This is a genomic window from Carboxylicivirga caseinilyticus, assembly GCF_050589785.1.
GTDB classification, from domain to species: domain Bacteria; phylum Bacteroidota; class Bacteroidia; order Bacteroidales; family Marinilabiliaceae; genus Carboxylicivirga; species Carboxylicivirga caseinilyticus.
Genome location: NZ_JBNGOX010000014.1, coordinates 48,066 through 71,982, shown reverse-complemented (window position 1 = coordinate 71,982; position 23,917 = coordinate 48,066). Strand labels below are relative to the sequence as shown.

20 protein-coding genes are annotated in these 23,917 nt (G+C 35.6%); 8 read left to right on the top strand and 12 right to left on the bottom strand.

Features of this window, described 5'->3' with window-relative positions; all coding sequences use genetic code 11:
* Positions 1-337: 337 nt before the first annotated feature.
* Complete coding sequence (locus tag ACRD62_RS09395; RefSeq protein ID WP_430819866.1) at positions 338-1,702, top strand: alpha-L-fucosidase; 1,365 nt, start codon at positions 338-340, stop codon at positions 1,700-1,702.
* Positions 1,703-1,787: 85 nt separating this feature from the next.
* Here the strand turns inward: ACRD62_RS09395 and ACRD62_RS09390 are convergent, their stop codons facing one another.
* The 3 genes from ACRD62_RS09390 to ACRD62_RS09380 form a co-directional block, all read right to left on the bottom strand.
* Positions 1,788-3,332 carry a methyl-accepting chemotaxis protein gene (locus ACRD62_RS09390; RefSeq protein WP_430819865.1) on the bottom strand — a complete coding sequence of 515 codons (1,545 nt, stop codon included), beginning with the start codon at positions 3,330-3,332 and terminating at the stop codon, positions 1,788-1,790.
* A gap of 24 nt (positions 3,333-3,356) precedes the next feature.
* Positions 3,357-4,436, bottom strand: a complete 1,080-nt coding sequence (locus ACRD62_RS09385; protein ID WP_430819864.1) for a porin — start codon at positions 4,434-4,436, stop codon at positions 3,357-3,359.
* A 378-nt stretch (positions 4,437-4,814) separates the two neighbouring features.
* Positions 4,815-7,553 carry an alpha-L-rhamnosidase gene (locus ACRD62_RS09380; RefSeq protein WP_430819863.1) on the bottom strand — a complete coding sequence of 913 codons (2,739 nt, stop codon included), beginning with the start codon at positions 7,551-7,553 and terminating at the stop codon, positions 4,815-4,817.
* 942 nt (positions 7,554-8,495) lie between these two features.
* Here ACRD62_RS09380 and ACRD62_RS09375 point away from each other — a divergent pair.
* From ACRD62_RS09375 to ACRD62_RS09360, 4 genes are all read left to right on the top strand, one after another.
* Positions 8,496-9,638 (top strand): tyrosine-type recombinase/integrase, encoded by a 1,143-nt coding sequence (locus tag ACRD62_RS09375; protein WP_430819862.1) that lies wholly within the window; start codon positions 8,496-8,498, stop codon positions 9,636-9,638.
* Between the two features lie 190 nt (positions 9,639-9,828).
* Complete coding sequence (locus ACRD62_RS09370; protein ID WP_430819861.1) at positions 9,829-11,001, top strand: HNH endonuclease; 1,173 nt, start codon at positions 9,829-9,831, stop codon at positions 10,999-11,001.
* A complete protein-coding gene (locus ACRD62_RS09365; RefSeq protein WP_430819860.1) occupies positions 10,998-12,209 on the top strand; it encodes a DNA cytosine methyltransferase in 1,212 nt (403 codons plus the stop codon). The genes ACRD62_RS09370 and ACRD62_RS09365 overlap by 4 nt, the downstream gene beginning before the upstream one ends.
* Before the next feature lie 185 nt (positions 12,210-12,394).
* Complete coding sequence (locus tag ACRD62_RS09360) at positions 12,395-13,075, top strand: hypothetical protein (RefSeq protein ID WP_430819859.1); 681 nt, start codon at positions 12,395-12,397, stop codon at positions 13,073-13,075.
* Positions 13,076-13,243: 168 nt separating this feature from the next.
* Here the strand turns inward: ACRD62_RS09360 and erm are convergent, their stop codons facing one another.
* Positions 13,244-14,044: a 23S ribosomal RNA methyltransferase Erm gene (erm, locus tag ACRD62_RS09355; RefSeq protein ID WP_088653487.1), complete on the bottom strand. Its 801-nt coding sequence runs from the start codon at positions 14,042-14,044 to the stop codon at positions 13,244-13,246.
* 552 nt (positions 14,045-14,596) lie between these two features.
* Between erm and ACRD62_RS09350 the strand changes: the two genes are divergently transcribed.
* From ACRD62_RS09350 to ACRD62_RS09340, 3 genes are all read left to right on the top strand, one after another.
* Positions 14,597-16,219, top strand: coding sequence for an ABC-F family ATP-binding cassette domain-containing protein (locus tag ACRD62_RS09350; protein ID WP_430819858.1), 1,623 nt, complete (start codon positions 14,597-14,599; stop codon positions 16,217-16,219).
* A gap of 162 nt (positions 16,220-16,381) precedes the next feature.
* The gene (locus ACRD62_RS09345) at positions 16,382-16,957 is read left to right on the top strand and encodes a hypothetical protein (RefSeq protein WP_430819857.1); all 576 of its coding nucleotides are present in this window, start codon (positions 16,382-16,384) and stop codon (positions 16,955-16,957) included.
* A 193-nt stretch (positions 16,958-17,150) separates the two neighbouring features.
* A complete protein-coding gene (locus ACRD62_RS09340) occupies positions 17,151-18,404 on the top strand; it encodes a DUF4062 domain-containing protein (RefSeq protein WP_430819856.1) in 1,254 nt (417 codons plus the stop codon).
* A 344-nt stretch (positions 18,405-18,748) separates the two neighbouring features.
* Here the strand turns inward: ACRD62_RS09340 and ACRD62_RS09335 are convergent, their stop codons facing one another.
* From ACRD62_RS09335 to ACRD62_RS09300, 8 genes are all read right to left on the bottom strand, one after another.
* A complete protein-coding gene (locus ACRD62_RS09335; protein WP_430819855.1) occupies positions 18,749-20,485 on the bottom strand; it encodes a DUF2326 domain-containing protein in 1,737 nt (578 codons plus the stop codon).
* Entirely contained in the window at positions 20,476-20,712 is a 237-nt protein-coding gene (locus tag ACRD62_RS09330) for an ABC-three component system middle component 6 (protein ID WP_430819899.1), read from the bottom strand. Before ACRD62_RS09330 ends, ACRD62_RS09335 begins: the two co-directional genes overlap by 10 nt.
* A gap of 9 nt (positions 20,713-20,721) precedes the next feature.
* Positions 20,722-21,630, bottom strand: a complete 909-nt coding sequence (locus tag ACRD62_RS09325) for an ABC-three component system protein (protein WP_430819854.1) — start codon at positions 21,628-21,630, stop codon at positions 20,722-20,724.
* 98 nt (positions 21,631-21,728) lie between these two features.
* On the bottom strand, positions 21,729-21,860 hold the full coding sequence (locus tag ACRD62_RS09320; RefSeq protein ID WP_262328674.1) for a hypothetical protein: 132 nt from the start codon (positions 21,858-21,860) through the stop codon (positions 21,729-21,731).
* Positions 21,861-22,003: 143 nt separating this feature from the next.
* Positions 22,004-22,570, bottom strand: coding sequence for a glycoside hydrolase family 108 protein (locus ACRD62_RS09315; protein ID WP_430819853.1), 567 nt, complete (start codon positions 22,568-22,570; stop codon positions 22,004-22,006).
* A 41-nt stretch (positions 22,571-22,611) separates the two neighbouring features.
* A complete protein-coding gene (locus tag ACRD62_RS09310) occupies positions 22,612-23,040 on the bottom strand; it encodes a hypothetical protein (RefSeq protein WP_430819852.1) in 429 nt (142 codons plus the stop codon).
* Positions 23,040-23,372: a hypothetical protein gene (locus ACRD62_RS09305; protein ID WP_111447060.1), complete on the bottom strand. Its 333-nt coding sequence runs from the start codon at positions 23,370-23,372 to the stop codon at positions 23,040-23,042. The genes ACRD62_RS09310 and ACRD62_RS09305 overlap by 1 nt, the downstream gene beginning before the upstream one ends.
* Positions 23,373-23,374: 2 nt before the next feature.
* Positions 23,375-23,899 (bottom strand): P-loop NTPase family protein, encoded by a 525-nt coding sequence (locus tag ACRD62_RS09300; protein ID WP_430819851.1) that lies wholly within the window; start codon positions 23,897-23,899, stop codon positions 23,375-23,377.
* Positions 23,900-23,917 lie beyond the last annotated feature (18 nt).

The window sequence follows — 23,917 nt, the reverse complement described above, 5'->3', positions numbered from 1 at the left end:
GTGATTCACTTCTTTGGCTTATGCTTCCTGATATACTGTTACTAATGATCCAGGTCCATGATATTTATGCGCTTCCACCAAACGTTGATTATATACTTTAAAAATAAATTTAACCACACATTACACAGATTTCACAGATTCTAAAAGAATTTTATTTGTGCCAATTGGTGAAATTTGTGTTGTTTTAGTCAATTAATAGAGTATTTAAATTATAGTGATTCACTTCTTTCGCTTATTGTATTGTTTAATTCCTACGGAATTGTTTTTATTGAATTTGTGATTGTTTAATTATGGTATCATTAATTCAGAAATTGTAACTTCAAACAAAAACTCAATCATGAAAAAATCCATTATCCTTTTATTGTCAATATTGATTACAACAATTGCTGTTGCTCAAAAAGAGACTACTGAAGCTTATAATGAACGAATGGAATGGTTTCGGGAAGCCCGCCTGGGTATTTTTATTCATTGGGGTTTGTATTCCGAGGGCACTACTTCTGAATCGTGGGCAATGTATCATAAAAGTATCAGCTGGAGCGATTATATGGAAGGTAAGGCTTCTGTTTTTACAGCCGAAAATTATCATCCGGAGGAATGGGCTGCTTTGTTTAAAAAAGTGGGTGCCGACTATGTGGTGATGACATCCAAACATCATGATGGCTTTGCTTTGTGGGATACCAAATATTCTAAGATTAATGCAAAAGACTGGAGTGCAGCCAAGCGCGATGTTTATACGCCTTATGTTGATGCTGTAAGAAAGGCTGGAATGAAAGTGGGTGTTTACTATTCGCTGTGCGACTGGTCACATCCTGATTATTCACCCATTAATTTTCCCCGGCCTGAAAAGAAGCTACGAAAACTTTATCCTTATCCAAAAATGCAGACTTACTGGACGAAGTGGAGTCGCTTTCAACAGTTTAATCTCAATCAAATGAAAGAGCTTTTTGATCGATACCAACCCGATTTAATATGGTTTGATGGCGATTGGGAACATAAAGCCGACGAATGGCCATCGCGAGTGATAAAAGATTCTTTGCTGACCTGGAATCCTAATATAGTGGTTAATTCGCGATTGAACTCATATGGCGATTACAACACACCGGAACAGGATCCGCCGATAAAAACACCTGAAAGACCGTGGGAATTATGTTTGACTATGAACGAATCGTGGGGCTACCAGAAAGATGATAATGATTATAAATCACCCAAGTTTTTGATCGAGACCTTTGTGCGATCGGTTGCAAAAGGCGGTAATCTGTTGCTCGATGTGGGTCCTAAAGCAGATGGTACAATAGAACAACGTCAGATTGATTTGTTGGAAGAGATAGGAGCGTGGTATCATATTCATGAAGAGGCAGTGCGTTATGGTCAACCCGGAATACCGTATGGTCATTTTGATGGAGAAACAACCTTATCGGCAGATGGTAAAAGCATTTATTTGTTTTGCATGGGTAAGTTTAATCAGATGTTGACTTTGAGAGGTATTAAAGGCGAAGTACAAAATATTACCATGTTGCATAATAAACTGGATGTACCTTTTAAAATTCAGGATTCAACACCCTGGAACGATATACCCGGCATTATTGTGATGGACGTTAGTCAGGCTGAGGATGCCCGTTATGTGTCGGTCATTAAGGTGGAGTTTAAGGAACCTTTTTCGTTGTACAGAGGAATAGGGCATGGGGTGGAGTTAAATGATTAAAGAAGAATTATATCTGAAATAAATAGAAAACCCGGGTGTGAGAATATTACCCCGGGTTTTTTGACGTGATATGATTCAAATATTGTTAGCCAGCCATAGAAGTGGTAGGTTTGGAGTTCGTTTTTAGTTTAAAAAAGCTTACCAGCTCAACTAATTGTTCAGCCTGACTATTGAGTTCTTCGGCACTGGAAGCAAGCTCTTCACTTACCGATGCTGTTTGCTGGGTTACACCGTTTAACTGCTGAATAGCATTATTAATTTCTGAAGCCCCGTTCTTTTGCTCAAGACTGGCAGCTGTGATTTCTTTCACCAGATTGGCGGTTGTTTCAATGTCTGGCAGAATTTCATCCATTCTGCTTCCGGCTTTTTGAGCCAGATCAAGGCTGCTGTTGGCCAGCATGACTATTTCCTGGGCTGCTACTTTACTTCGTTCGGCCAGTTTTCTTACTTCTCCAGCCACTACAGCAAAACCTCGTCCCTGATCACCGGCTCGAGCAGCTTCAACCGCTGCGTTTAAAGCAAGTATATTTGTTTGGAGGGCAATAACATTGATGATATCAATCTTCTCACTAATCTGTTTGTTGGCACTTACCGTATTGCTTGAGTGTTGACTAACTTCACCAATGCCTGATTGAGCCGTGGAAGAAATTTTTTCAGTCTGTCGTGCATTGTCGGTATTCTGCTCAATATTAGAAACCATCTGTTCAACGGTAGAGGATATTTGTTCAACCGAAGCAGCTTGTTGATTGGCTCCCTGACTCATGGTTTGAGCAGATGAATTTATTTGTTCGCTTGCCGATGAAACATAGCTGGCACCTTCCATAATGTTGGAAACTACTTCTTTTAGTTTGTTAGCCATGTTCATTAGGGCATGAGTAAGATGTCCAATTTCATTACTTCCCGGATCTTCAATGGATGCATCAAGATTGCCCTGCGAAATCTCTGTTGCAAAGGAAATGCCCTGCGATAATGGCCTGGTAATGGAATTGACCAGAAATATACCTCCTACAATGGCAATAACCATGATAACGATGAAAATTACAAAGAAGGTGATTTTACTGCTTAAACTGGTAGCTGTAATGGAGTCATATTCCAATTGAGCTTCTTCTGAACTGATATTGGTGAATTCATCAAGAACAGAACGCACTTCTTCAAAAATCGGAAGATAGTTTGTAAAGTATACTATAGAAGCTTCTTCATAATTGTTGCTTTTAAGCTCATCTATAATTGTTGAGGTAACTTTTCCCAATTCAGCATACCCTTCCTCGTAAGTCTGTTCAAGATCAGGGTGAGGAGTGCTCGATGATTTCTTGTAATTATCTATAAATACATGAAACCTTTCATCAATTTGGCCCAAATTGGTTGTTATTTCATCAAAATAGCCTGATTTTTCATTGTCGGAAACCTCATTGTTTAAGATGGCATGATTAATTGCCAGATTTGACTGATATGCATCCCTGTCTGCTTCCACAAGGTTTTGAATTCCTGCCAGTCTTATTTTGTAAATGGTTTCGGTATTATCAATCATCCTGTTCATATTGTTAATGGATAGAATGAAACTAACCAGAAAGAACAATAGAAACACACTTATCATTGTTATTAATCTGTACTTAATAGATATATTTTTCATGACTTTGGATATTTGAATGAAGTATTAATATTTAAATCGTAACTGAACGTAAAACAAGTCGTTGTGTATGGTTGAATAACCTTCGGCAGGGTCTTCCGTTCGCATAACGTAATTCGTCATTAAAGCGATGTTCTTAAAAACATAATAGTTTAAACCAACTGTAATGTTGCTGTATTTTTTATATCCAATTGCATCAAATGCATCTTTAATGGGTATGTAATAATCATACCGCAAGGTGGGTTCCAGTTTTGGTGTGATTTTATAAGCTGTTTCGGCAAAGAAACCGGAGTAACTAAACTCACTGTCCTTAATATCGTTAAGAAACTGCTTATTCATACCGGCAATGTATTCGGTCATAAAATACAGCTTTTGATACTGAGTGACGAAATACACGCTGAACGAATTTCTGTTAGTTTTAATGGTGTCGCCTACAGTGCCGGAACCGGTATGAAAACTTAATCCTGTTTCGACATTCTTTACGGGTCTGAATTCGAGTCGGGTGAATAATGCCAGACCATTTTCATCGTTTTCGTAGCGGGGCGATTTAACGCTTGGGTTCCAGTAATAGTTGGGGCCTGCATGTGGCATGGATATCATGGCAAAATATTGAACTTTGTCATCTGTGATTCCTCCATACAACATTACTCCGCCACTTCTAAAACCCGACAAGGCAACATTTGAATTCCAGTTTTGTGCAATTGTAGGCCTATCGTTTAGTTTCATTTTAGCAGTTCCCCAAAGGGGAGAAGAATGGACGGCCGATTTAATTCCCGGAACAGGAAACTGGCCAACTCGTACTTTAAAAAATGGCGAAGGCTCATACGAAAGAAAAACATCCAGTAAAGCTGGAGTACCTTTGTCGTAGGATGCCTGTATAGCAAATTGAACATCGGGTGTGAGCTTGCCCGAAGCTTTTAAACGAACGTACCTGGGAATAAAACCATAATGAACATCCAGATTATCGCGCTGGACGTAACCAATCCACATGTGTGTAAAACCACTCCATTTTAATGTTGGAGTAAATTCTTTTTGTTCTTGTGCACTTACTTTGCAAGGCGCAATTAAAATGCAAACCAACATGGAAATAACAACTGGCTTCACCATAACCTCCCTTTTAAAAGTTATACATATTCACACTTTCTGAGTGTAAATGATAATGGGTTGGTATGGATAAAAAATCAGGAGGGGGATTTCCTATCTTAAAAGATATGACCTATCTCAAAAATGATCAAGAGGTAATTGTCAATAATTTTCGACAACCTTTCATAGCTCCATTATTTAGGGGAGTAATTGTTTTAATGTATAATGAGAAATGTATATGCAAAAATATGGTTAGTATATAGAGCAATAAAATTAATGGTATGATTTATTTAAAAGAGTATTATAGTTAATGAGATATGGATGATAACTGTTTTGTGATATAGTAAAGGCTCCTCTTATCTAAACAAAAAGGAGCCTTTTGTTTTCAATAATGAAAATGAATTATTTTACGGCTTTTATAGGATATTTAAAAGTATAGTTTCCGGAACCCAGGTTAACAATTACCTTGTCAGTATCTTCTTTTAATCCGTTGTTTTTGCTTTGTATTAACTCTTTATTGTTCATAACAACCTTATTTGCTTTAGCTAACGGTAATTCAATAGTAGCTGTTGTGTTGGCCGGAATCTTAATGTTATAAATAAATGTTTCGCCTTCTTTTGTCCATGCTGACAGGATGGTTCCATACATTGAATGAAATTCGGCTTTGGCATTTGTTAATCCTCCACCAATATGTGGGCAAAGATTAAAGTGTTTATATCCGGCATTTTCAGGATCGATTTGTAAACCTGCAACATAACTGTACAGCCATTCACCAATGGCACCGTAGGCATAATGGTTAAAACTGTTCATACCTACATCCTGAAAACTACCATCCGGTTTTTGACCGTCCCAGCGTTCCCAAATGGTGGTGGCGCCTTGTGTAACCGGATATAACCAAGAAGGATAATCTTTGCGGGTTAAGAGCATAAAAGCCAAATCGTCGTGGCCGGTTGCTGATAGCGTATGGCATAGGAGAGGAGTGCCTACAAAACCGGTTGTGAGATGACCAAATCTTCTTACATCGTTGGCAAAGTATTCAGTTGCTTTAGTTTGCAACTCATCCGGCAATAAACCAAAAGCCAGAGCCAGTACATAAGCTGTTTGCGTGTGTGAAACCAGGCGACCGTTCGGCGTTACATACTCTTTGTTAAAAGCCTCTTTAATCTTATTGCAAAGAGCTTCGTATTTCTGCACATCATCTGTTTTGCCAATCACCTTTGCCGCTTTACTCAATAATTGTGTGGAATAATAAAAGTAAGCGTTGGCAATCAAGTCCTTTTCGGTGGTTGCTCCCGGGTAGTCAGACCAGGTTGTTGCAAAAGCCAGCCAATCGCCAAAATGGAATCCTTTGGTCCAAAGGCTGTCATCGTTAGATTGCGACTTCATAAACTCGACCCATGCTTTCATGCTTTCGTACTGATCTTCCAGTATTCGTTTATCACCATAAACCTGATAAACCGTCCAGGGAATAATCACCGACGCATCGGCCCAGGCTGTTGATCCACCTTCTCGCCCCAGCATTACATCGGGTATTACATGAGGGATTTTTCCATCGGGATGCTGATCGGCAGCTATGTCTTTTGACCACTTGGTAAAGAATGGTGCTACATTGAAGTTATAAGCAGCCGTCATACTAAAAACCTGTGCATCGCCTGTCCATCCCAGTCTTTCGTCGCGCTGTGGACAGTCGGTAGGAATATCGAGAAAATTACCTCGCTGACCCCACTGGATATTATGCTGCAGCTGGTTGATTAACGAGTCGGAACAGCTAAATGATCCGGTGGGCTGCATATCGGAATGAATAACCACACCCGTAAAATCATCCAATTGAGGAGTACCCGGATAATCAATTAATTTAACAAAGCGGAATCCATGAAAGGTAAAATGTGGTTCAAAGGTTTCTTCTTCGTCTCCCTGTAGAATATATGTGTCGGTTGTTTTGGCACTTCGCATGTTATCGCGATAAAAATTACCTTCTTTGTCTAATACTTCGCCAAAGCTCAGGCTTACCTTGTTTCCTTGCTCGCCTTTAACTTTCATTCGAAGCCAACCGGTCATATTTTGTCCCATATCCAAAACTGTTTCGCCTTTAGGCGTTGTGATGATGGCAATGGGTTTAATTTCGATAGTGCCTTGTACAGGATTACTTTGCGAAGCAACCAACATGTCTTTCGAATGATCGAGGATGATGACACTGTTCCACTGGTTATCATCAAAAGTGGAGGTTGACCAGCCTTTTTTCTCCAAACGGGCATCGTATGTTTCGCCATCGTAAATGCCGGATGCCAGAATAGGACCAGTGCTTGTTTTCCAGTTTTCGTCACTTATAATCGTTTCGGCAGATCCATCGGAATATTTTATTTCGAGTTGAAGTAATAAGGCAAGCTTGTTGCCGTAATAGTTTTTGTTTCGGGCCCATCCGATTCGTCCGCGATACCAGCCATCACCCAGAATTGCACCTATTGCATTTTCATTTTTTAAAAGTGAAGTTACATCGTAGGTTTGGTATTGAAGCCTTTTGTTGTAACTCGTCCAACCGGGCGAGAATAAATCATTACTTACTTTCTCGCCATTTAAAAACAGTTGATAAAGACCCAGAGACGTAACATAGATTCTGGCTGATTGAATGGTTTTTGCAGTTGAAAATTGTTTGCGAAAATAAGGACAGGGAAGGGGTGAATCAGTTTTGTCTTCGTTAGCACTTATCCATTTTGCTTTCCAGTCGGTTGTTTGTAAGAGTCCCATCTCCCAAAAGGCAGGCTGACTCCATTTGCTTACTTTACCTTTTTGATCCCAAATGCGTACCTGCCAGTAAACCCGTTGTTTTGATTGAAGTTCAGGACCATTGTATTCGATATTTACCGATTGATCGCTCAGGATCTTGCCACTGCTCCAAATCAGATCTTTTCCTTTTATTAAGTTATTAGATGAAGATGCCATTCTTATTTCATAGGCCGACTGCATAACGTTGGTTTCGGTAGAAAAAAGTTGCCAACTCAAACGTGGCTTTATTATGTCGATGCCCACCGGATTGGTGAGATACTCAGTAACCAGATTTTTGATTTCTGTTTTTGCTGAAATACCATGAGACACAACGAAAAAAACTAAGGCAATTAAGAGGCGGAGATTTGATTTTTTCATTTTGTTGTAATTAGGATGATTTAGGTGGATGATAACTTAGCTTTTACGATTAAGAGTTATAAAACACATCTGAAGATACTTAAATAAATATGGTTTACATATTACAAATACACTTTTCGTACCTACTATACTCATATTCGTTATTATTCAATAAAAATATCTTATTGTCTTTATTTGTTTTTTCAATTGTATTGTAAATAGATATTATAGTAGTTCTGATTTTAGCAAAGGTGAAAACAGGAGTGCAGTTGGCAACTGATTTAGTATTTGTTGATAGAATGTTACTGTAACTTAAAAAACGGTTTGAAAAATAATTAGTTAGACCGGATGTGTTATTTAGAGTTTAATGATTTGTTTAGCTGAAAAGGTTCTCCTTTGATAGTATAATGGTATTGAAGCTACAAAATTTGTTGAAAAATAACAGAAATGTTTGGTCTTCGATTTAACTGTATCATTTGAATTTTCAAAAAAAATATGTTTTTTTATGATTCGTAATCAAACCTAAGTCGGAATTATACAATTGCTGTTTGTGTGGGAGCATGATGAGTGTTGATGGGCACAAAGAGTATAGTCATTGACTTACAAACATCGACTTACTCATAGCGTGCTATTGGGAGTGAGATGGCGAAGCATTACCAGAAGTGCAGTATTACCAGTTTATATTTGATTCAAACACAATTAAAGAGTTGGTTACAAAAATCGGTTGTGAGTTACTTCATATAATACTGTTGTTGAATAACCATTACTTTACCTGATTCACTTGATGGTGTATAGCCATAATCATAGCAGAAATAATAAAGGTTTCCACCTTTGATTTTCCAGCTTTTGAGCAGATGTATGGCAAAATGATGAGTTTGTAACAAGATAAAGCTGTGTAGATTTTAATCAAAATTTGTTATATTGTAGATAAGAAATGGAATAATTAATTTAAACTAAAGTTTCTTGCCAGCCAAACCAATTATAATACTTGAGCCAGGAATACATCGAGGTGAAAAAGTAGTTTTCTTTAAGTTTGAGTTTAATCAAGAACTTATTCGACAACTAAAAGATGAACTTAAATTGCACTGGAGTAATACTAATAAATGTTGGTATTTATTTTTGCAAGAATTTAATTTAAATACAGTATTTCATGCTTTGAAATCTAAAGCTTTTGTAAATTATGAAGCTTTACTCAAACGAAATGATACTCAAAGTATAGATAAGGACATTAAGGTGCCTGTTAATATGAAGTATGAGTATCGAAAAACGGTTCAAATACCGGATTCATATACAAAGCATCTGGATGAGAAAAGATATAGCGAAAACACAAAAAGAACATATCTGGCCTACTTTAGGGATTTTGTATTTGAATTTAAAGATCAAAATGTTAATGAAATAAGCTATGAACAAATCTCGGAATACTTATTGAAACTAATTCGTGAAAATAAAATATCCGCATCAGAACAAAATCAGCGAATAAGTGCCATTAAATTTTATTACGAAAAGGTTTTGGGTCAAGAACCGATACACTATAAACTGGAGCGTCCCAGATCTTCAAATACTTTACCCAAAGTACTAAGCAGAGAAGAGGTAGTAAAGATTCTCAGATGTACTGACAATTTAAAACAAAGGTGTGTTCTATCTTTAATATATTCGGCTGGATTGAGGATAAGTGAATTAATACATTTAAAACTTAACGATATTATTTCGGACAGATATCAGGTTAGAATTATTAATGCAAAAGGAAAGAAGGATAGATATACAACACTATCGAAGAACCTTTTAATTGAATTAAGAGAATACTACAAGAAATACAGGCCAAAGTATTGGTTATTTGAGGGTGCTACACCTGGAGAACCATATTCTACAACAAGTATTCAAAAGGTATTAAAACGATCGGCACTTAAAGCCGGAATAAAAAGAAGAGTAACTCCACATATGCTCAGGCATTCTTTTGCGACTCATTTACTGGAACAAGGAACAGATTTAAGATACATACAAGAATTGCTCGGACATAGTTCGAGTAAAACTACAGAGATTTATACTTACGTAAGTAACAAAGAATTGAAAAGGATTAAAAATCCATTGGATGATTTATATAATTAACATAAAACAATGTCCGCTTTACAACCCTATACGGTATGTATAGTGGAATAAAAAAATGGGTAAATTAAAAATAACAGTAATACTCCGTTTATTGGAGAGTTAGGCAACATTTAAAAGAGCGTTCATCAAGCCAAGATAAGTAATGAGAAAAATGATTATTTTAGACTTTTAAACTATTGAATCAAATTTTATGATTTGGAGATGGGATCAAGGTAGATTATTATATTTTCAATTTGATGTGTTGAAAAATATGGCTGAGGTATTGAGCGAATTATCAGGAACGTCAATGTTAGCTGGTACAGACATTTTAAGAAATGCTCTCGAAGATAAAACAAACTTGCCATTTGCACCTTCAAATTATACCGTTTGGAGAAATTACAAAAGAGTTTTTGAGTGTTCATTTTTAGCTACAAAGATAGATGGCAAACTGCAAGCAACTGACTTCTGTCTTGAAATTTGCAGGCAAGATGGAAGTATTAACGATGTTGATGATTATTTTTCTCTTTATATTCCTCGATTTCGGTTTCCTTTTCCAGCATTTCAAGATTATAACCCAAAAGATAACGTAATCCATCCATTTTGCGCTATTCTTAAATTTTTAGCATCGCGTATAGAATTGGGTGATGAACCCAAAATAACGATAGAAGAAGTATTTGGAATTATCATAGCTAATAATTGTACAGGCTTTGAAACTATTGAAGATTACAAGAAGCTTCTTCCAATTCCATATACTATAAAAGGTGACCAAAAAAGGCAAGTAAGAGAAATGCTAATCTTTATAAGCCAAATGAGCATTTTAAAATGGTTTAATAATTCATTGTACTTAGATATAGACAATGATGAAATCAATTCTCCAGAATTTAGAAAATTGATTACACCAAAGCTATTATTGCCAAACAAATTAAAAGAAGAAGATTTTCTGAAGTTAACGAAAACCAGTGATGGAATTATTCTACCAACAAAAATTAGAAGTCGTGAATCAGCCTCAGATGAATTATTTATTGAGGGTAAAAAATCAAGAGTTACACACTTAAAAATAGAAAGAAGTCCATTATTGAGAAAAGTATTTCTTCAAAACAACCCAGAACCTGTTTGTCATATGTGTGAAACAAATATGAGCCTAAGATATCCTTGGACAAAATATTTAATTGAAATGCATCACATTTTGCCGCTTTCATCTACAATTGCTATTTCAACAAAGGGCACGTCAATGGATGATTTGATTGGTCTTTGTCCGTCTTGTCATAAAAGTGTACACTTATTTTACAAGACTTGGTTAGACGCAGAGAGTATTGATGATTTTAGAAGTAAAAACGAGGCAAAAGATGTATATTTGCAAGCAAAAAGGAAGTTGGTTATATGAAAGAACTTAGGGATAAATTAAGTATTGAAGAGCAAGTTAAAATGTTAAATTACTGCATTTTAAACGAAATCCCTTTGCATGAGGAATTAAAGAATAAAAGTTTGTCATATGACAATCTGAGATACAATAATTACGTTAATGGCTTTAATAGACAGGGAAAAGCAGAATCATTAAATGATATTGTTCCTTCTACTGAAAATATTCCGGCAATTAGCTTTTTTTCGGGGGCAGGTGGTTTAGATATCGGATTTAAATATGCAGGATTTAATAATCTCGCATCAATTGAAAATACTGAACTTTTTTGCAACACTTTAAGACTTAACAATCCAGAAAAAATTGTAATTGGACCATCTGATTTTACAGGCGATGTAAGAGAAAGAGAAACGCTTAAAGACATTTTGATAAAAAATGTTGGAATTTCAAAAAACTTCAATGGCGTTTTTCATGGTGGACCACCTTGTCAACCTTTCAGTATCGCATCCAATCAACGGTTTAAAAAGCAAGATGATAATTTTAAGCGTTTAGGTTTTGAGGATAAGGAAAAAGGCAATTTGTTATTTGATTATTTATGGTTCATTGAATATTTTTTACCAAAGGCTTTTCTTATTGAAAATGTTCCAGGTTTAGGAGAATTAGATGAGGCTGATTTAATTCAAAAGCATTTAGATAAATTATCTAATTTAGGATATTCAATAACAAAACCAACAGTTATAAATTCTGCAGATTATGGAGTTCCTCAAAATAGAAGACGTCTTTTCATAATAGGAATAAAGGGTAAAAATAATTTTGAGTTTCCTAAACCAAATGTTTTTCAGTCAGCAAGCTACGATGTCTTTCATACTGACCTTGATGGTATTGAGAATCACGTAACAAGAAACCATACAGCAGAATCAATTTTAAGATATATTCAGTTAGACTATGGAATGAGAGACCAACGAGGTCGTGTTGACAGACTAAATCCTTTTTTACCTTCAAAAACAGTAATAGCAGGAGGAACAAAAGGTGGTGGACGTTCTCATCTACACCCTTATTCTCCGAGAACATTGTCAGCAAGGGAATCAGCAAGATTACAAACATTTCCTGACAATTATATATTTACAGGTTCAGCAGCAAGACAATTTACTCAAGTTGGAAATGCAGTTCCTCCATTGTTGGCATACAAATTAGCCTTAGGGATAAAAAAAACGTTGCCTAACACGCGGTCATAAAACATAAGGGGTTCAGTAGGTTATGTAACTTTTCGGCATTTAATCAGCCTCGCCAAAACTACGTTTTGACGGTTTTGTAAAATGTTTTAAATTCGGTGTCAAAACGTAGTTTTGGCTACTTAGCGGTTAGATAATGTATTGCAATAAAGCCCTTACGTTTCATACCGCCACCGTTACCGCCAATAATGAAAATGAAGATTTCGAGAATATTAATATTGGTTTTAATTATGACTTCTTGTAAGTCAAACCAAACGGAGAATAAAGACACTGCTCTAAATTCTGAAAAAGTTGGATTCGTATTAAATTCAAAACTTATTGACGGTTTTTACCGTGATGAATGGTTATATCCAGAGAATCCTGAATTGACTAATTATCGTGTTAAAGAGTTTATTGCTGATTTAAACCAAAATCAAAAACAAGACACATTAATTCTATACAAACTTAATGGATTCGAAAATGACCCTGGAGATTTTCATCAAATAGAGATAAAACTAGACAATGGTGAGAGTTGGATGAAAACCAATTTTGACGGCTGGGTTCGTTTTGATAATAATTATCCAGTACCTGATTTTATAAAAGAACAAAATCAATTTAATACGGACTTCTTGTTGTTGACCGATTTTGGAAAGACGAAATTAATTGGATTGTTTAGCTGGGTTTACGCAAGTGAACCTGGTCTTTTAACTTTTATAGAATTTAGTAATGGGAAACCAAGAATAATGTTTAATAAAAAATTTGACTTGACTCAATTGGAATCCAATAAAATTACAGTTGAGAATTATAACGGGAAATATCAAATTGAGTTAATTGACAATAATCTAGAATTAAAAAAACAACAAATAACTGGCGGTAACACGCTGGAATAAAGCATGGCTAGGTTGGCTCGTCCTGACGCCTTTGTCTACCGTCTTAGTCCCCCTATCGGGTGACACGACACCACGACTAACGCGCCACGACTTCATCCAGCAACCGTTGTGCGTCAGCTAAAAAGAAGACACCCACGATGGAAATACTCCCTGACAAAAAAGAATTGATTATGAAGGGTGGAACTTTTCAGGAACAACTTTCAGCATTTCAATAAAACATTCTTCCCATTGACTTGGAAATAGATTCACGATTTTTAAGTTCAAATTAATTCCAAATTTTTCGGAAATCTCATTAACCTGACTTTTTCTGAATATTAATTTTAAAGCCGTTCTGACAGATAAATTAGGTTTTTGTAACAGAAAGGATAGGAAATTTAAATATTTGACTTTCTGATTAAAATCAATATGTAAAGGTTTTCGTTCAATTTTAAGAAAAGCAGACTTAACAGTTGGAGGAGGTATAAAACTATTAGGATTTATTTCGTAAACTATCTTCAAACTATAAAATGTATGATATAGGATAGTGTAAGGATTGAAGATTTTGTCTGCAAATAACTTTTTAGCAGGTTCTAATTGCAGGAAAATTGAACCGCCCTGAAAATTTTCCATATTTTCAAACATCAATATTTTTAAAATTTCTGATGTTATACCAAATGGTATATTAGAAACAACCTTAAACGAAAAATTAGGAATTTTATAATTTCTGAAATCACATCCAAAAACTTGAATGTTTTGAGTTTGTTTAAACTTGTGTTTTAGATATGTTATTAACTCAAAATCATTCTCAATCGCAATGACTAATTTTGCCTTTTGTAGTAGATGTACAGTTAGAAATCCTTTTCCTGCACCAATATCTAAGACCGTATCGTTTTGATTAATTCTTGATTGTTTTATTGCATCTTCAATTAGCACTTTGTCAATTGTAAAGTGCTGACCCGTAAATCTTACAGGTAATTTATTTTTATTCATTATGACTTCTTACAGGTGAATACTTGAATTCAAATCACAGCGAAGTGAAAGACAGTATTACCTGACAGCGCAACTATGACAAAGCAATGCATTCATTAAAAATGACGACACACTAAGGCATAGACTGTTTGTCTTACCAAAAAGATTATAGGAATTTTATTTGGGACTGTCTATCACTTAGATAGTCGTCCAAGGTCTGCTGTAATACATAATGAAAAAAAAATTAAATAATTGAATGCAAAATTAGTAACTTTGTTTTAATTTGCAAAAAAAAATGAAAAAAATAAAAGCCGTACGCACAACAGGCGGTATATTTTATTGCCGAGATAGTGCGGGTTTCAGCGTTTCTACATCTAATAAACTTTCGTGTAACTTGACAGGACAGTGCTTCGAAATCGGCAACAAAAACATACCGCCAATCCGTTAGTTGCAATATTAGGAGACTACCACGCAATTTTATATATTTGCAAAATCAAAAACTAAACAGTCAGCAGGGATGAAAAAATAATTTCTTTCACATATAGATAAAAAAGCACGGCAGAATATTTTGCTGTGAGTGTTTCATTTTTTACAAAGAAAGAAATTATGTTGACTTTACATAGTGTATCATATACACATCCTAATAAAGATTTGCTGTTTAGCGACATCAACCTCGCAGTAAACAACCACGACAAAATAGCCTTGATTGGTAGCAACGGAGTGGGAAAATCAACGTTGTTAAAAATTATTGCTAAAGAGTTAGACCCGTCAGGTGGTAAAATAAACATTGATACTGAGCCGTATTATATACCACAAATTTTCGGACAATTTAACCATTTGACTATTGCACAGGCATTACGGATTGAAAATAAACTAAAAGCCTTAAAAGAAATTCTAAACGGAAATATGAGTGAAGACAATTTCAATTCACTCAATGATGATTGGACAATAGAAGACCGTTGTAAAGATGCACTGAAATATTGGCATTTATCCAATTTAGACCTGTCTCAGAAAATGGAGACCCTTAGTGGCGGACAGAAGACAAAAGTTTTTCTTGCAGGCATTTCTATCCATCAATATGAGTTGGTTTTATTGGACGAACCAAGCAATCATTTGGACATTTTTGGCAGGCAACTGTTGTATGATTTTATTCAATCAACAGAAAGCACCTTGGTTATTGTAAGCCACGACAGAAAATTACTGAACCTTTTGGATACCGTTTGCGAATTAAACTCAAATGGAATTAAAGTCTATGGTGGTGATTACGACTTTTATAAGGAACAAAAACAAATTGAAATAAATGCGCTGAACCAAAATATCCAAAGCAAGGAAAAGGATTTGAAAAAAGCCAAAGAGAAACAACGTGAAACCTTGGAACGTCAAAGGAAATTGGACGCACGAGCCAAAAAGAGTAGTGGAAAAGCAGGTCTTCCTAAAATAGTTTCCAATACAATGAAAAACAGTGCAGAATTAAGTACTGCTAAAATAGCAGGAGTTCACACAGAAAAAATAGGAAATATTAGAACAGAATTACAAAAGTTGCGTTCTTCCCTTTCTGAAATTAATCAAATGAGGTTTGGATTTGACAATTCAAAACTGCACAAAGGCAAAAATCTCTTTATTGCAAACAATATTAATTTTGGGTACACAACTGAAAAGTATTTATGGAGAGAAAATCTGAATTTTCAAATCGTCAGTGGGGAACGAATAGCAATAAAAGGGGCGAACGGCTCAGGAAAAACGACTTTGATTAAAATGGTTTTGGGGCATCTTGTACCCCAAATCGGCACAGTCTTTATTGCAGAAAACAAATCGGTTTATATTGACCAAGATTATTCGTTAATAGACAATAACAGAAAAGTTTATGAGCAGTCACAGCAATTTAATACTTTTGCATTGCAGGAACACGAAATAAAAATAAGACTAAATAGGTTCTTGTTCCCGAAAGAAGATTGGGACAAGCCTTGCAGTGCTTTAAGTGGTGGGGAAAGAATGCGTTTGATGTTATGTTATTTAAGCATTTACAATCAATCGCCAGACATCATAATTTTGGACGAACCAACCAATAATTTGGATATTTATAACATAGAAATACTAACAAATGTCATCAATGATTATCAGGGTACATTGATTGTCATTTCGCACGATGAGACTTTTTTGGAGCAAATAAATATAGAAAGAACAATTAATTTATAAAATACAGCAACTAACACTTTGTATAAGTAATGGCAGGCGATGTGGTAAATATCAAGGTTTGTAGCCCGCTCAAACTGCGTAGCGGTTTGACAGGAAAGTGCCACGCAATCTGCCACTACTCATACAATTTACCGTTACCTGCTATTTTGGGACGACAACATAATGAATCGACAACAATATAAAGACCTAACGATTGAAGTACTAGACGAACCGACATACAAATTTGGTTCGACAGATAACAGTTTTCATTATTCAAAGCATTTCTTTGGTAATGGCGCGACAGATTATCCAACATCCAAACATGGAATTAAAATTTATCAGGACGACCAAATTATTGACAGTTGCATAATTATTGGTTCAGGCGGAGCCACATATATCCATCAAAATTCATTACTTTTCGACAAAGACCAACTGCTACTATGTTGTTGTGATACAATTTTTTGCTTGACACTACCTGACCTTAGATTGAAATGGAAAACTCAATCAGACCAAGCGACTTGTTTTCAAATATTCAGACAGCAAGACGACTACATTGTACATGGAGAATTTCAAGTAACAAAACTTGACAAAGAAGGTAATAAAAAATGGGAATTTGGTGGTGCAGACATTTTTGTATCTACAGACAACGAAGAAGAATTTAAAATTGAAAGTGATGGAATCTTACTTACAGATTTTGGCAAAACAAAGTACAAAATCGATTTTGACGGAAAACTAATTTGGGACACCTATAAAAAATAAAAAAACAGCAGGTAACACGCTGGAATAAAGCATGGCTGGGTTTGCTCGTCCTGACGCCTTTGTCTAGCGTCTTAGTCCCCCTAACGGGTGACACGACACCACGACCAGTCGCCACGACTTCATCCAGCAAACGTTGTGGGTAATGCAAACAAAGGTTCAATATAATTAAACAAGAATGATAAAATATTAATACATGGCATACGAAGCAAAGGTATTTAGGATACTTATAGCATCTCCTTCAGATGTAGAAGAAGAAAGAGAAATTGCAGTAAAAACCATTCAAGAATGGAATGACTTAAATTCTCATGAAAGACAGATCGTGTTATTACCATTAAGATGGGAGACTCATTCAGCACCAGAATATGGAAAAAGACCTCAAGAAGTAATTAATAGACAGGTTGTAGACCATTCAGATTTGTTGATCGGTGTTTTTTGGACGCGAATTGGTAGCCCAACAGGTGTTGCAGATAGCGGAACATTGGAGGAAATTGAAAGAATTGCAAATCAAGGGAAGCCTGTAATGCTATATTTTTCACAAGTCAAAAAGGATCCAAACTCGTTAGATTTGGATCAGTTGAAAAAGCTGAGAGATTTTAAAGAAAAAACTTTCCCAAAAGCACTTGTAGAAAATTATAATAGCCAAATTGAATTTCGAGATAAACTAGCTAAGCAAATTGAAATACAGTTGAGAAATTTAATTGCAACATTAAATTCAAATAATGGAGACCAAAATAATTCGACTTCAAATATATCCTTAGAGTTTTTTGATAAAAAGAACGAAAAAACTTTAGGACAATCAATTAAACTGAAATCTAAATTTATTGAACTAAAAAATTTAGATAAAGTGCCTGATTTTAAGTTAGCTATTAAAGAAGACAATAAGAAAAGTAAAGGATACCTTTTTGACAGGCAGAATACTGACTATTATCGTGAATATCTTGAGTATTTAGTAAACTCTTCAATGTATGTTCCTATTAATTTTTGGTTAAAGAATAATAGTATAATTGGTGCTCGAGATATTTTCTTGGACATAATTATAACATCAGATATTAAAGAACTAAATATTAAAAGTAATACTCGCTTTTCGATTAAAAAGCCATCTAAAACAGGAGATCCAATGGGGATTGGTTTTTCCTTAGGTGATTTAATAGAAGGTGAAAGTCTACAGATAAAGGATAATGATGGTAGATGGATAAGTAGTGTTGAGATAAGAGCTCTACAGCCTAAAAGAGAAGTTGTACCGAAGCAAACAATGTTGATTGGTGCAGAAATCTCTGGGAAAATTAATTTTCAAGTCAAAATCTATGCTGATATTTTGCCTGAGCCAATAAGTCAAGATCTGCAAATAGAACTTGAAGTTGAAAATATTGAAGCGGATGCTCTAGAAACTTTAGAGGAAAATGAAATACTAGAGGTTGTTAATAAATCTGATGAAGTCAACGATTAAAGCACATACCCACAACACGCGGTATAGCCAATAAGAGTTTCAGTGGTATGCGGAGGTTTGTAGCCCGCTCTATCTTTTCATGTATCTTGATAGGAAATCGCCCGCAATCCCTTACTGGTCATACCGCAAACCATGACAGTCTATAAAAGCGTTTTTTTAATCAGTTGCAATACAGATATTTGCAGTGGGTTTTAATACCCATTCTCAAATGGGGTGGACATACATTTTGCCCTTTTTTTTCTGGTAAAAAATAAAAGTATAGGTGTTGATAACTTTTTGATTTTACCATTTATTTTGACAAGATATCGATATGAAACTTGCTGAATTAAGATGAAGTGAAGGAATTATTCGTAATCCATATCAACCTGAATACCCAAAAGTTTATCCGAAGCACTACTGTCTTTTAGTTCAAGAATAGTGTTTTCCTTTACAAACTTATAATAATCATCCTCTGATTGAAATAATGGTTTAATTTCTTCTAATTGATTGTAATTAACTGTTATAATGTATTGCTTACTGCTTCCTTCTATATATTCTTTTAGTATCGTTATTAGATCAAATTTCTGTCTTGGATCTATTCCTTCAAGTAATCGGCTATCATGGAAAATAAAATCAACATTGTGACCATATCCTTTTAATAAAAGGGTCATGTCGTAACAGAATGTTTTTACATTACTTATACCATCAGATTTATCAAACTCTATTTTAGCATCAATGTCAAAGCGTATTTGATTTTCTCCTTCATTATTATGGATTGTGATACCTGCTGCTGCTTTGGGATAAAACCTTTTAACAAGAGTTCTAAAAAAATCGTTTGTTCGAGCAATTACTTCACTTGCATCTTTTAAGTAAATAGCTGTTTTTTCTGATTCATCCAACTGCAATTTGCTTATTTTACGGCTTTCTTCCGAATAGCTTTCTAGTAATTCCTCATATTGCTCCAAATTTTCTTTTTTACTCTTTAAGTCAGATAAATTATTAGAAAGCTTAGTAAACATGTCAAGTGCTTGATGGGCATCTAAGTATTTCAGTTTTCCGTCCAACTCAGCACTTTTGCTATGCTTCGTAATTTCAAATAATTTAGCTTTGCGTAGCAGTTCATTTTTTTGGTCTAACAACCTTTTTTCTCTATTTCGAGAAAGATGCTCATAGAATTTTTCAAGCTCTGCTAATTGTTTTATGGCTTGGTCTTGCAGTAATACAGAGGCTTCTTTATATACCTGTTCTATTTTGTTTCTTTCAATATCTGGAGATATTTTTCGACTTTCATCAATATTTGAAATTTGAATTTTGATTAACTCCAATTGCTGATGAAGCCTTTCTATGTCTTGTTTTAACTGGTCTGCTTGTTGTTTTATGTCGTAATAATCTTCTGCAACGTTAAAATTCTTAAGATTGTATTCCAGTTGGTCAATTTTATCAGATAATTCTTGTTTGCTCAAAGAGACATCCTTCTTGCCTGTAAAGAAGTCCTTTAAATAGTTGTCATTTTTAAGATTTTTTACTAAATCTTTTATTCTATCCTTTTCTAATTTTAAATGATATTTTTCTTGAGCAAGAAGAACATCTAAGCCTAGAAGATAGGCATTTATCATTTGAACCTGAAACGGCTTATTTACCGCTTTTGGGTTTCTTTCATCATTATAAGATGCTTTTGTCGGTCGAATAAAAAAAGGAATCAAGGAGCGAAAAGATAATTCACCAATATCATCAGGAATTTCGAAAACAAGTTTTTTTAACTTCCCGTTAAATTCTCGTGTGGTTATTTCCTCTCCGTTAAGTCTAATCTTACTCTGTTTATCAGTGCTACGAATTGATGTATATTCTAAATTCTTAATTCTGAATTTTAGGGTAAATTCCCACCCAGATAGCGAATCTTTAAATGCTTTTTTAGAAGATGACCCAAGACAAAAGTGTATTATGGCAATAAGTAAGGACTTGCCAACTCCATTTGTAGTATCCCCTTTATCAGATTTTTCAGGATTCTTTTGCTTAGCGACAATAATGTTTATCCCGGTTGCACTATTAAAAACAACAGGTTTAAATGAGTCTCTATTGGCTGTTAACGATATTAATTGCATCTTGATATTATTCCATTTTCCTCTTGAATAGCATTAATGCTATATAAAAAAATAAGAGTTAGATTTAAATTATCAAAGCCATGATGAGCTGAATATAAATCGTTCTTTAAATCGTTCTGATATTCTGACCATAAGTCATCAACACTCTTGGGTGTTTTTAGCTTTGATAGAAGATAACTGCCAAAACCCAATAGTGATTGAGAAAAATTTAAGTGTTTTGATGGCATTATCATATCCTACTCTTTAATCGGTTCTTCAAATATATCACATGACTCAAAATATTTAGCCATAATAGTAATTACAGCACTTTGGTAAGCTTGTTCTGCTTTTGGAGAACATCTATTGATAAGTTCCCAAAATATATTGTCCCCAGATATATTAAAATCCTTCCATTCAGCCTTGATTGAAGCATATACACCTGAAAGTTGCTTTTGAAGTTCTTCAGCTAGGGTTATGTTTTGATTTAAATAAATACTCAATGCGCCTAATTGCTGAGAACCATGATTTAATAGAAATGCTGGATGCTCGGTTAGATTATTAAACTGAATCTTCTCATTCCAATCTGGAAATTTTATTATTCCAAGTATCGGCTTTAAGGGCATTCGCATGATGTAACCAACAACCTCGTTTAATATTGAATAATCAAGGTGCAGCAAGTCTGGATTTGGAAGAAATCCAATTATTGCTTGAATTTGGTCATCTTCTAATTGAAAAAGAGCACTTTCTAAATTTGTAGATGTGAAAAAGCCAGAAGCATCAAGTGAGTAATTAGTTTCAATACTTTTTAATGCTTGTTCTGAATCAGCATTTACGCCATTAAATTTATCATTTACAACAAAATAAAACTCCTTAACTGGATTCCATTGCTGTATCAATCCATTAAAGTCTGTGTTTATTTTTGACACAGCTTGCGTATAGCTTTTTCTTATATCTTCAGGGGCAAATACTTGATAATAAATAGCTTTACTTGCGATATAGCCATCATTTTTTCTGTCTCCTATATTACCCCAAGCTTTAATTTTTCGGAAATCACTTACAGCATAGGACATTACATCAGTAAACAGATCCTCAAATGCCTGTCCATCTGATTTGTAAACTCTGTTTTGAAACAGTATCCTAGCCAAAGCTTTTTCTTGTGAATTCATGCGATAAAAATACAACTTTAAAATCCTTATTAAGGATAATTCAATCTCATTTTTTCAATTTATCAATATCAAGATTTATCGCAATGCACATTAAACTTCTAATCACCTTTCTTATGCTTGTGTGGCTTTAGTGATGGTGTATTGCCGGGAGTTTCCTTATTATCCCGTTGACGTCTATCTGGTTTTCCTGTTGATTTCGCAGTTCTTTTTGGACCCGGTTTAATTCCCATGACATACCTCCTTTGTTAATGTTGTAATTTGCTTTTAAGTTCGTGATTATGAACTAAATTTCCCACTAAAATATGACAAAATTTTTAATTAACACTTTAAGTTTGACTAAATAAACCGGGAGATATTTATTAGCTCAAAACCTTCAAAAGTTTATTGTCTCCACCCTTCTCAACCACCCCACCAAAAACTTTGCATTTTCGTCTTTTCTGGCAATAACGTGATAGTAGTGAATCCGAGCTGCTTTGATGGCATTAAACAGTGATTCCGGGTCAGAGGAATTAATTGCAGCAATAGTCTGGTTTCCGATTATCCCATCCATTTTAAGGTCACAATCAAAAAAGCGGTTCAGGACTTTTTGTACGCCTGTGCTTCCCCAATAACCGCTGTTGACACACCAGTCTAAAATGATTTCCTGTAAAGCCCCGCTGTTGATGGATTCAATACGGTATGTATGGTAAAAAGTATGTCTGTAAAATTCCTTTACCAAGAAGGTTAACCCGGTAATTTCAATTTTGGCGTTGTGCTTTATTTTCCCCACTTCCGTTTTGTAAACGTCAATCACAGCCCAACCTTCCCATTCTGGGTGTAAATTTCGGGCGATACCCATGTAGGTTTCGCCACCTTTATCTCCGGTTACATTGGCATAATATCCTTCATGGCGGATTACGGTATCAAACAATTCATCAAATGTCTTTTTTTTCTGATTCATGTTAATTTTTTATTGGTCAGAAAGAGCTTCCAAATTTGAGACTACTCAAATTTGGAAGGTTCATTCTTACGTTTAGGTTTAAGGTTTACTTGGTTTACTCCGGAAATTGCCCCTCCAAAAAGGAAGTCGATGATGGTGCTTAACTTCGTTGAAATACCTCCATTGATACTGCTCACAAAAGCTATTTGCCAATCATCAAGCTTGATATTCCGAAAAACAAAGTAGTTGAGCATTATAAAAGTCAGGCCACACCATGACAAAAGAAAGAAGATGGCAAATGCTTTTTGCAGCCAGCTATCCTGTGCATACATGCTTCTGGCAGAATCCCTGTCGGCAACCGCCATTTTGAAAAGCTCCATTTTTCCCTGAAGCTTTTCTTCCTGCGTGGTGAATATCTCATCAATGAGTTTCGTGCCTTCTTTGAGGGTTTCTGTCACCCCGGCATTGGTTAGTTTTCCAAATAGTCTCATTATTTCTCTACGAATTTTAAGATGGTATCCAGCTTCTCATTGAGCTGCTTAATGGTTTGGTGGAACAGCTCCTTGCTGACGTAAATCTCCTTGGAGCTGTCCCGTAAATCGGATATGCGTTTGTGCAGGATGGCAAACTTGGTCTCACAAGCATCCATCTCTTTGGTCAGGTGCGAAATGTCCTTCTCCAGTAAATCGGTCTTGGCATTCACATTTTCCTTGGTGGCATTCTTTGAAATGGCATTCCGTATAAGAAAGGAGACAACACCCACCACCAACGACCCGGTGGTTCCCACGGTCACCCAAAACAGTTTGACGGCTACTTCCTCCATGACTAAAACATTTTAATGGTTTCGGTACTGCCGCCCGGAAAGCGGTTCTTTTCCATCGTGGCACTCTGGTTCTCGATGTGCATGATGGCATCCACATCATGTTCCCAATCGCTGCCACCCTTGGAGCTGCCGTCCCGGTTCGCTTTGAACACCAATATGAAGGACGTATCCGGGTACTGCTTTTTGAGTGCTTTGAACTCATCGGGCTTCATGCCTACGGTCTGGGTACTGTCGAGAAACACGGCATCATAACCCCGGAACTGCTTGGGGTTGTAGTCCTCCACAAAATGAATGGGACTGCCGATTTTTAAGCGCAACAACTTTTCCTGAAGTGAGCCTTTCACACCTTCCTCGTTGGAGACATACAAAGCATTCAACCCGCCTTTGACCAGCTCATCGGCCAAGAGCATGGCCACGGAGCTTTTCCCGTTAAAGCGGTTGCCGTAAATCATCAGGTAAAAAGGCTTGTATGGTTTGCCCAACAGCTTGCCGAACTTTCCACCAATGGCGAAGGTGGAGAACTTCATTTTCGCCAATTGGTCAGC

Bases quoted from the DNA above. Each gene is read 5' to 3' on its own strand.
- ACRD62_RS09315 (WP_430819853.1), bottom strand. From the start codon at position 22,570: ATGAATCAGAAAAAAAAGACATTTGATGAATTGTTTGATACCGTAATC.
- ACRD62_RS09300 (WP_430819851.1), bottom strand. From the start codon at position 23,899: ATGAAGTTCTCCACCTTCGCCATTGGTGGAAAGTTCGGCAAGCTGTTG.
- ACRD62_RS09325 (WP_430819854.1), bottom strand. From the start codon at position 21,630: ATGAATTCACAAGAAAAAGCTTTGGCTAGGATACTGTTTCAAAACAGA.
- ACRD62_RS09390 (WP_430819865.1), bottom strand. From the start codon at position 3,332: ATGAAAAATATATCTATTAAGTACAGATTAATAACAATGATAAGTGTG.
- ACRD62_RS09395 (WP_430819866.1), top strand. From the start codon at position 338: ATGAAAAAATCCATTATCCTTTTATTGTCAATATTGATTACAACAATT.
- ACRD62_RS09330 (WP_430819899.1), bottom strand. From the start codon at position 20,712: ATGCCATCAAAACACTTAAATTTTTCTCAATCACTATTGGGTTTTGGC.
- ACRD62_RS09310 (WP_430819852.1), bottom strand. From the start codon at position 23,040: ATGAGACTATTTGGAAAACTAACCAATGCCGGGGTGACAGAAACCCTC.
- ACRD62_RS09305 (WP_111447060.1), bottom strand. From the start codon at position 23,372: ATGGAGGAAGTAGCCGTCAAACTGTTTTGGGTGACCGTGGGAACCACC.
- ACRD62_RS09380 (WP_430819863.1), bottom strand. From the start codon at position 7,553: ATGAAAAAATCAAATCTCCGCCTCTTAATTGCCTTAGTTTTTTTCGTT.
- ACRD62_RS09370 (WP_430819861.1), top strand. From the start codon at position 9,829: ATGATTTGGAGATGGGATCAAGGTAGATTATTATATTTTCAATTTGAT.
- ACRD62_RS09320 (WP_262328674.1), bottom strand. From the start codon at position 21,860: ATGGGAATTAAACCGGGTCCAAAAAGAACTGCGAAATCAACAGGAAAA.
- ACRD62_RS09385 (WP_430819864.1), bottom strand. From the start codon at position 4,436: ATGGTGAAGCCAGTTGTTATTTCCATGTTGGTTTGCATTTTAATTGCG.
- ACRD62_RS09335 (WP_430819855.1), bottom strand. From the start codon at position 20,485: ATGCAATTAATATCGTTAACAGCCAATAGAGACTCATTTAAACCTGTT.
- erm (WP_088653487.1), bottom strand. From the start codon at position 14,044: ATGAATAAAAATAAATTACCTGTAAGATTTACGGGTCAGCACTTTACA.
- ACRD62_RS09360 (WP_430819859.1), top strand. From the start codon at position 12,395: ATGAAAATGAAGATTTCGAGAATATTAATATTGGTTTTAATTATGACT.
- ACRD62_RS09340 (WP_430819856.1), top strand. From the start codon at position 17,151: ATGGCATACGAAGCAAAGGTATTTAGGATACTTATAGCATCTCCTTCA.
- ACRD62_RS09365 (WP_430819860.1), top strand. From the start codon at position 10,998: ATGAAAGAACTTAGGGATAAATTAAGTATTGAAGAGCAAGTTAAAATG.
- ACRD62_RS09345 (WP_430819857.1), top strand. From the start codon at position 16,382: ATGAATCGACAACAATATAAAGACCTAACGATTGAAGTACTAGACGAA.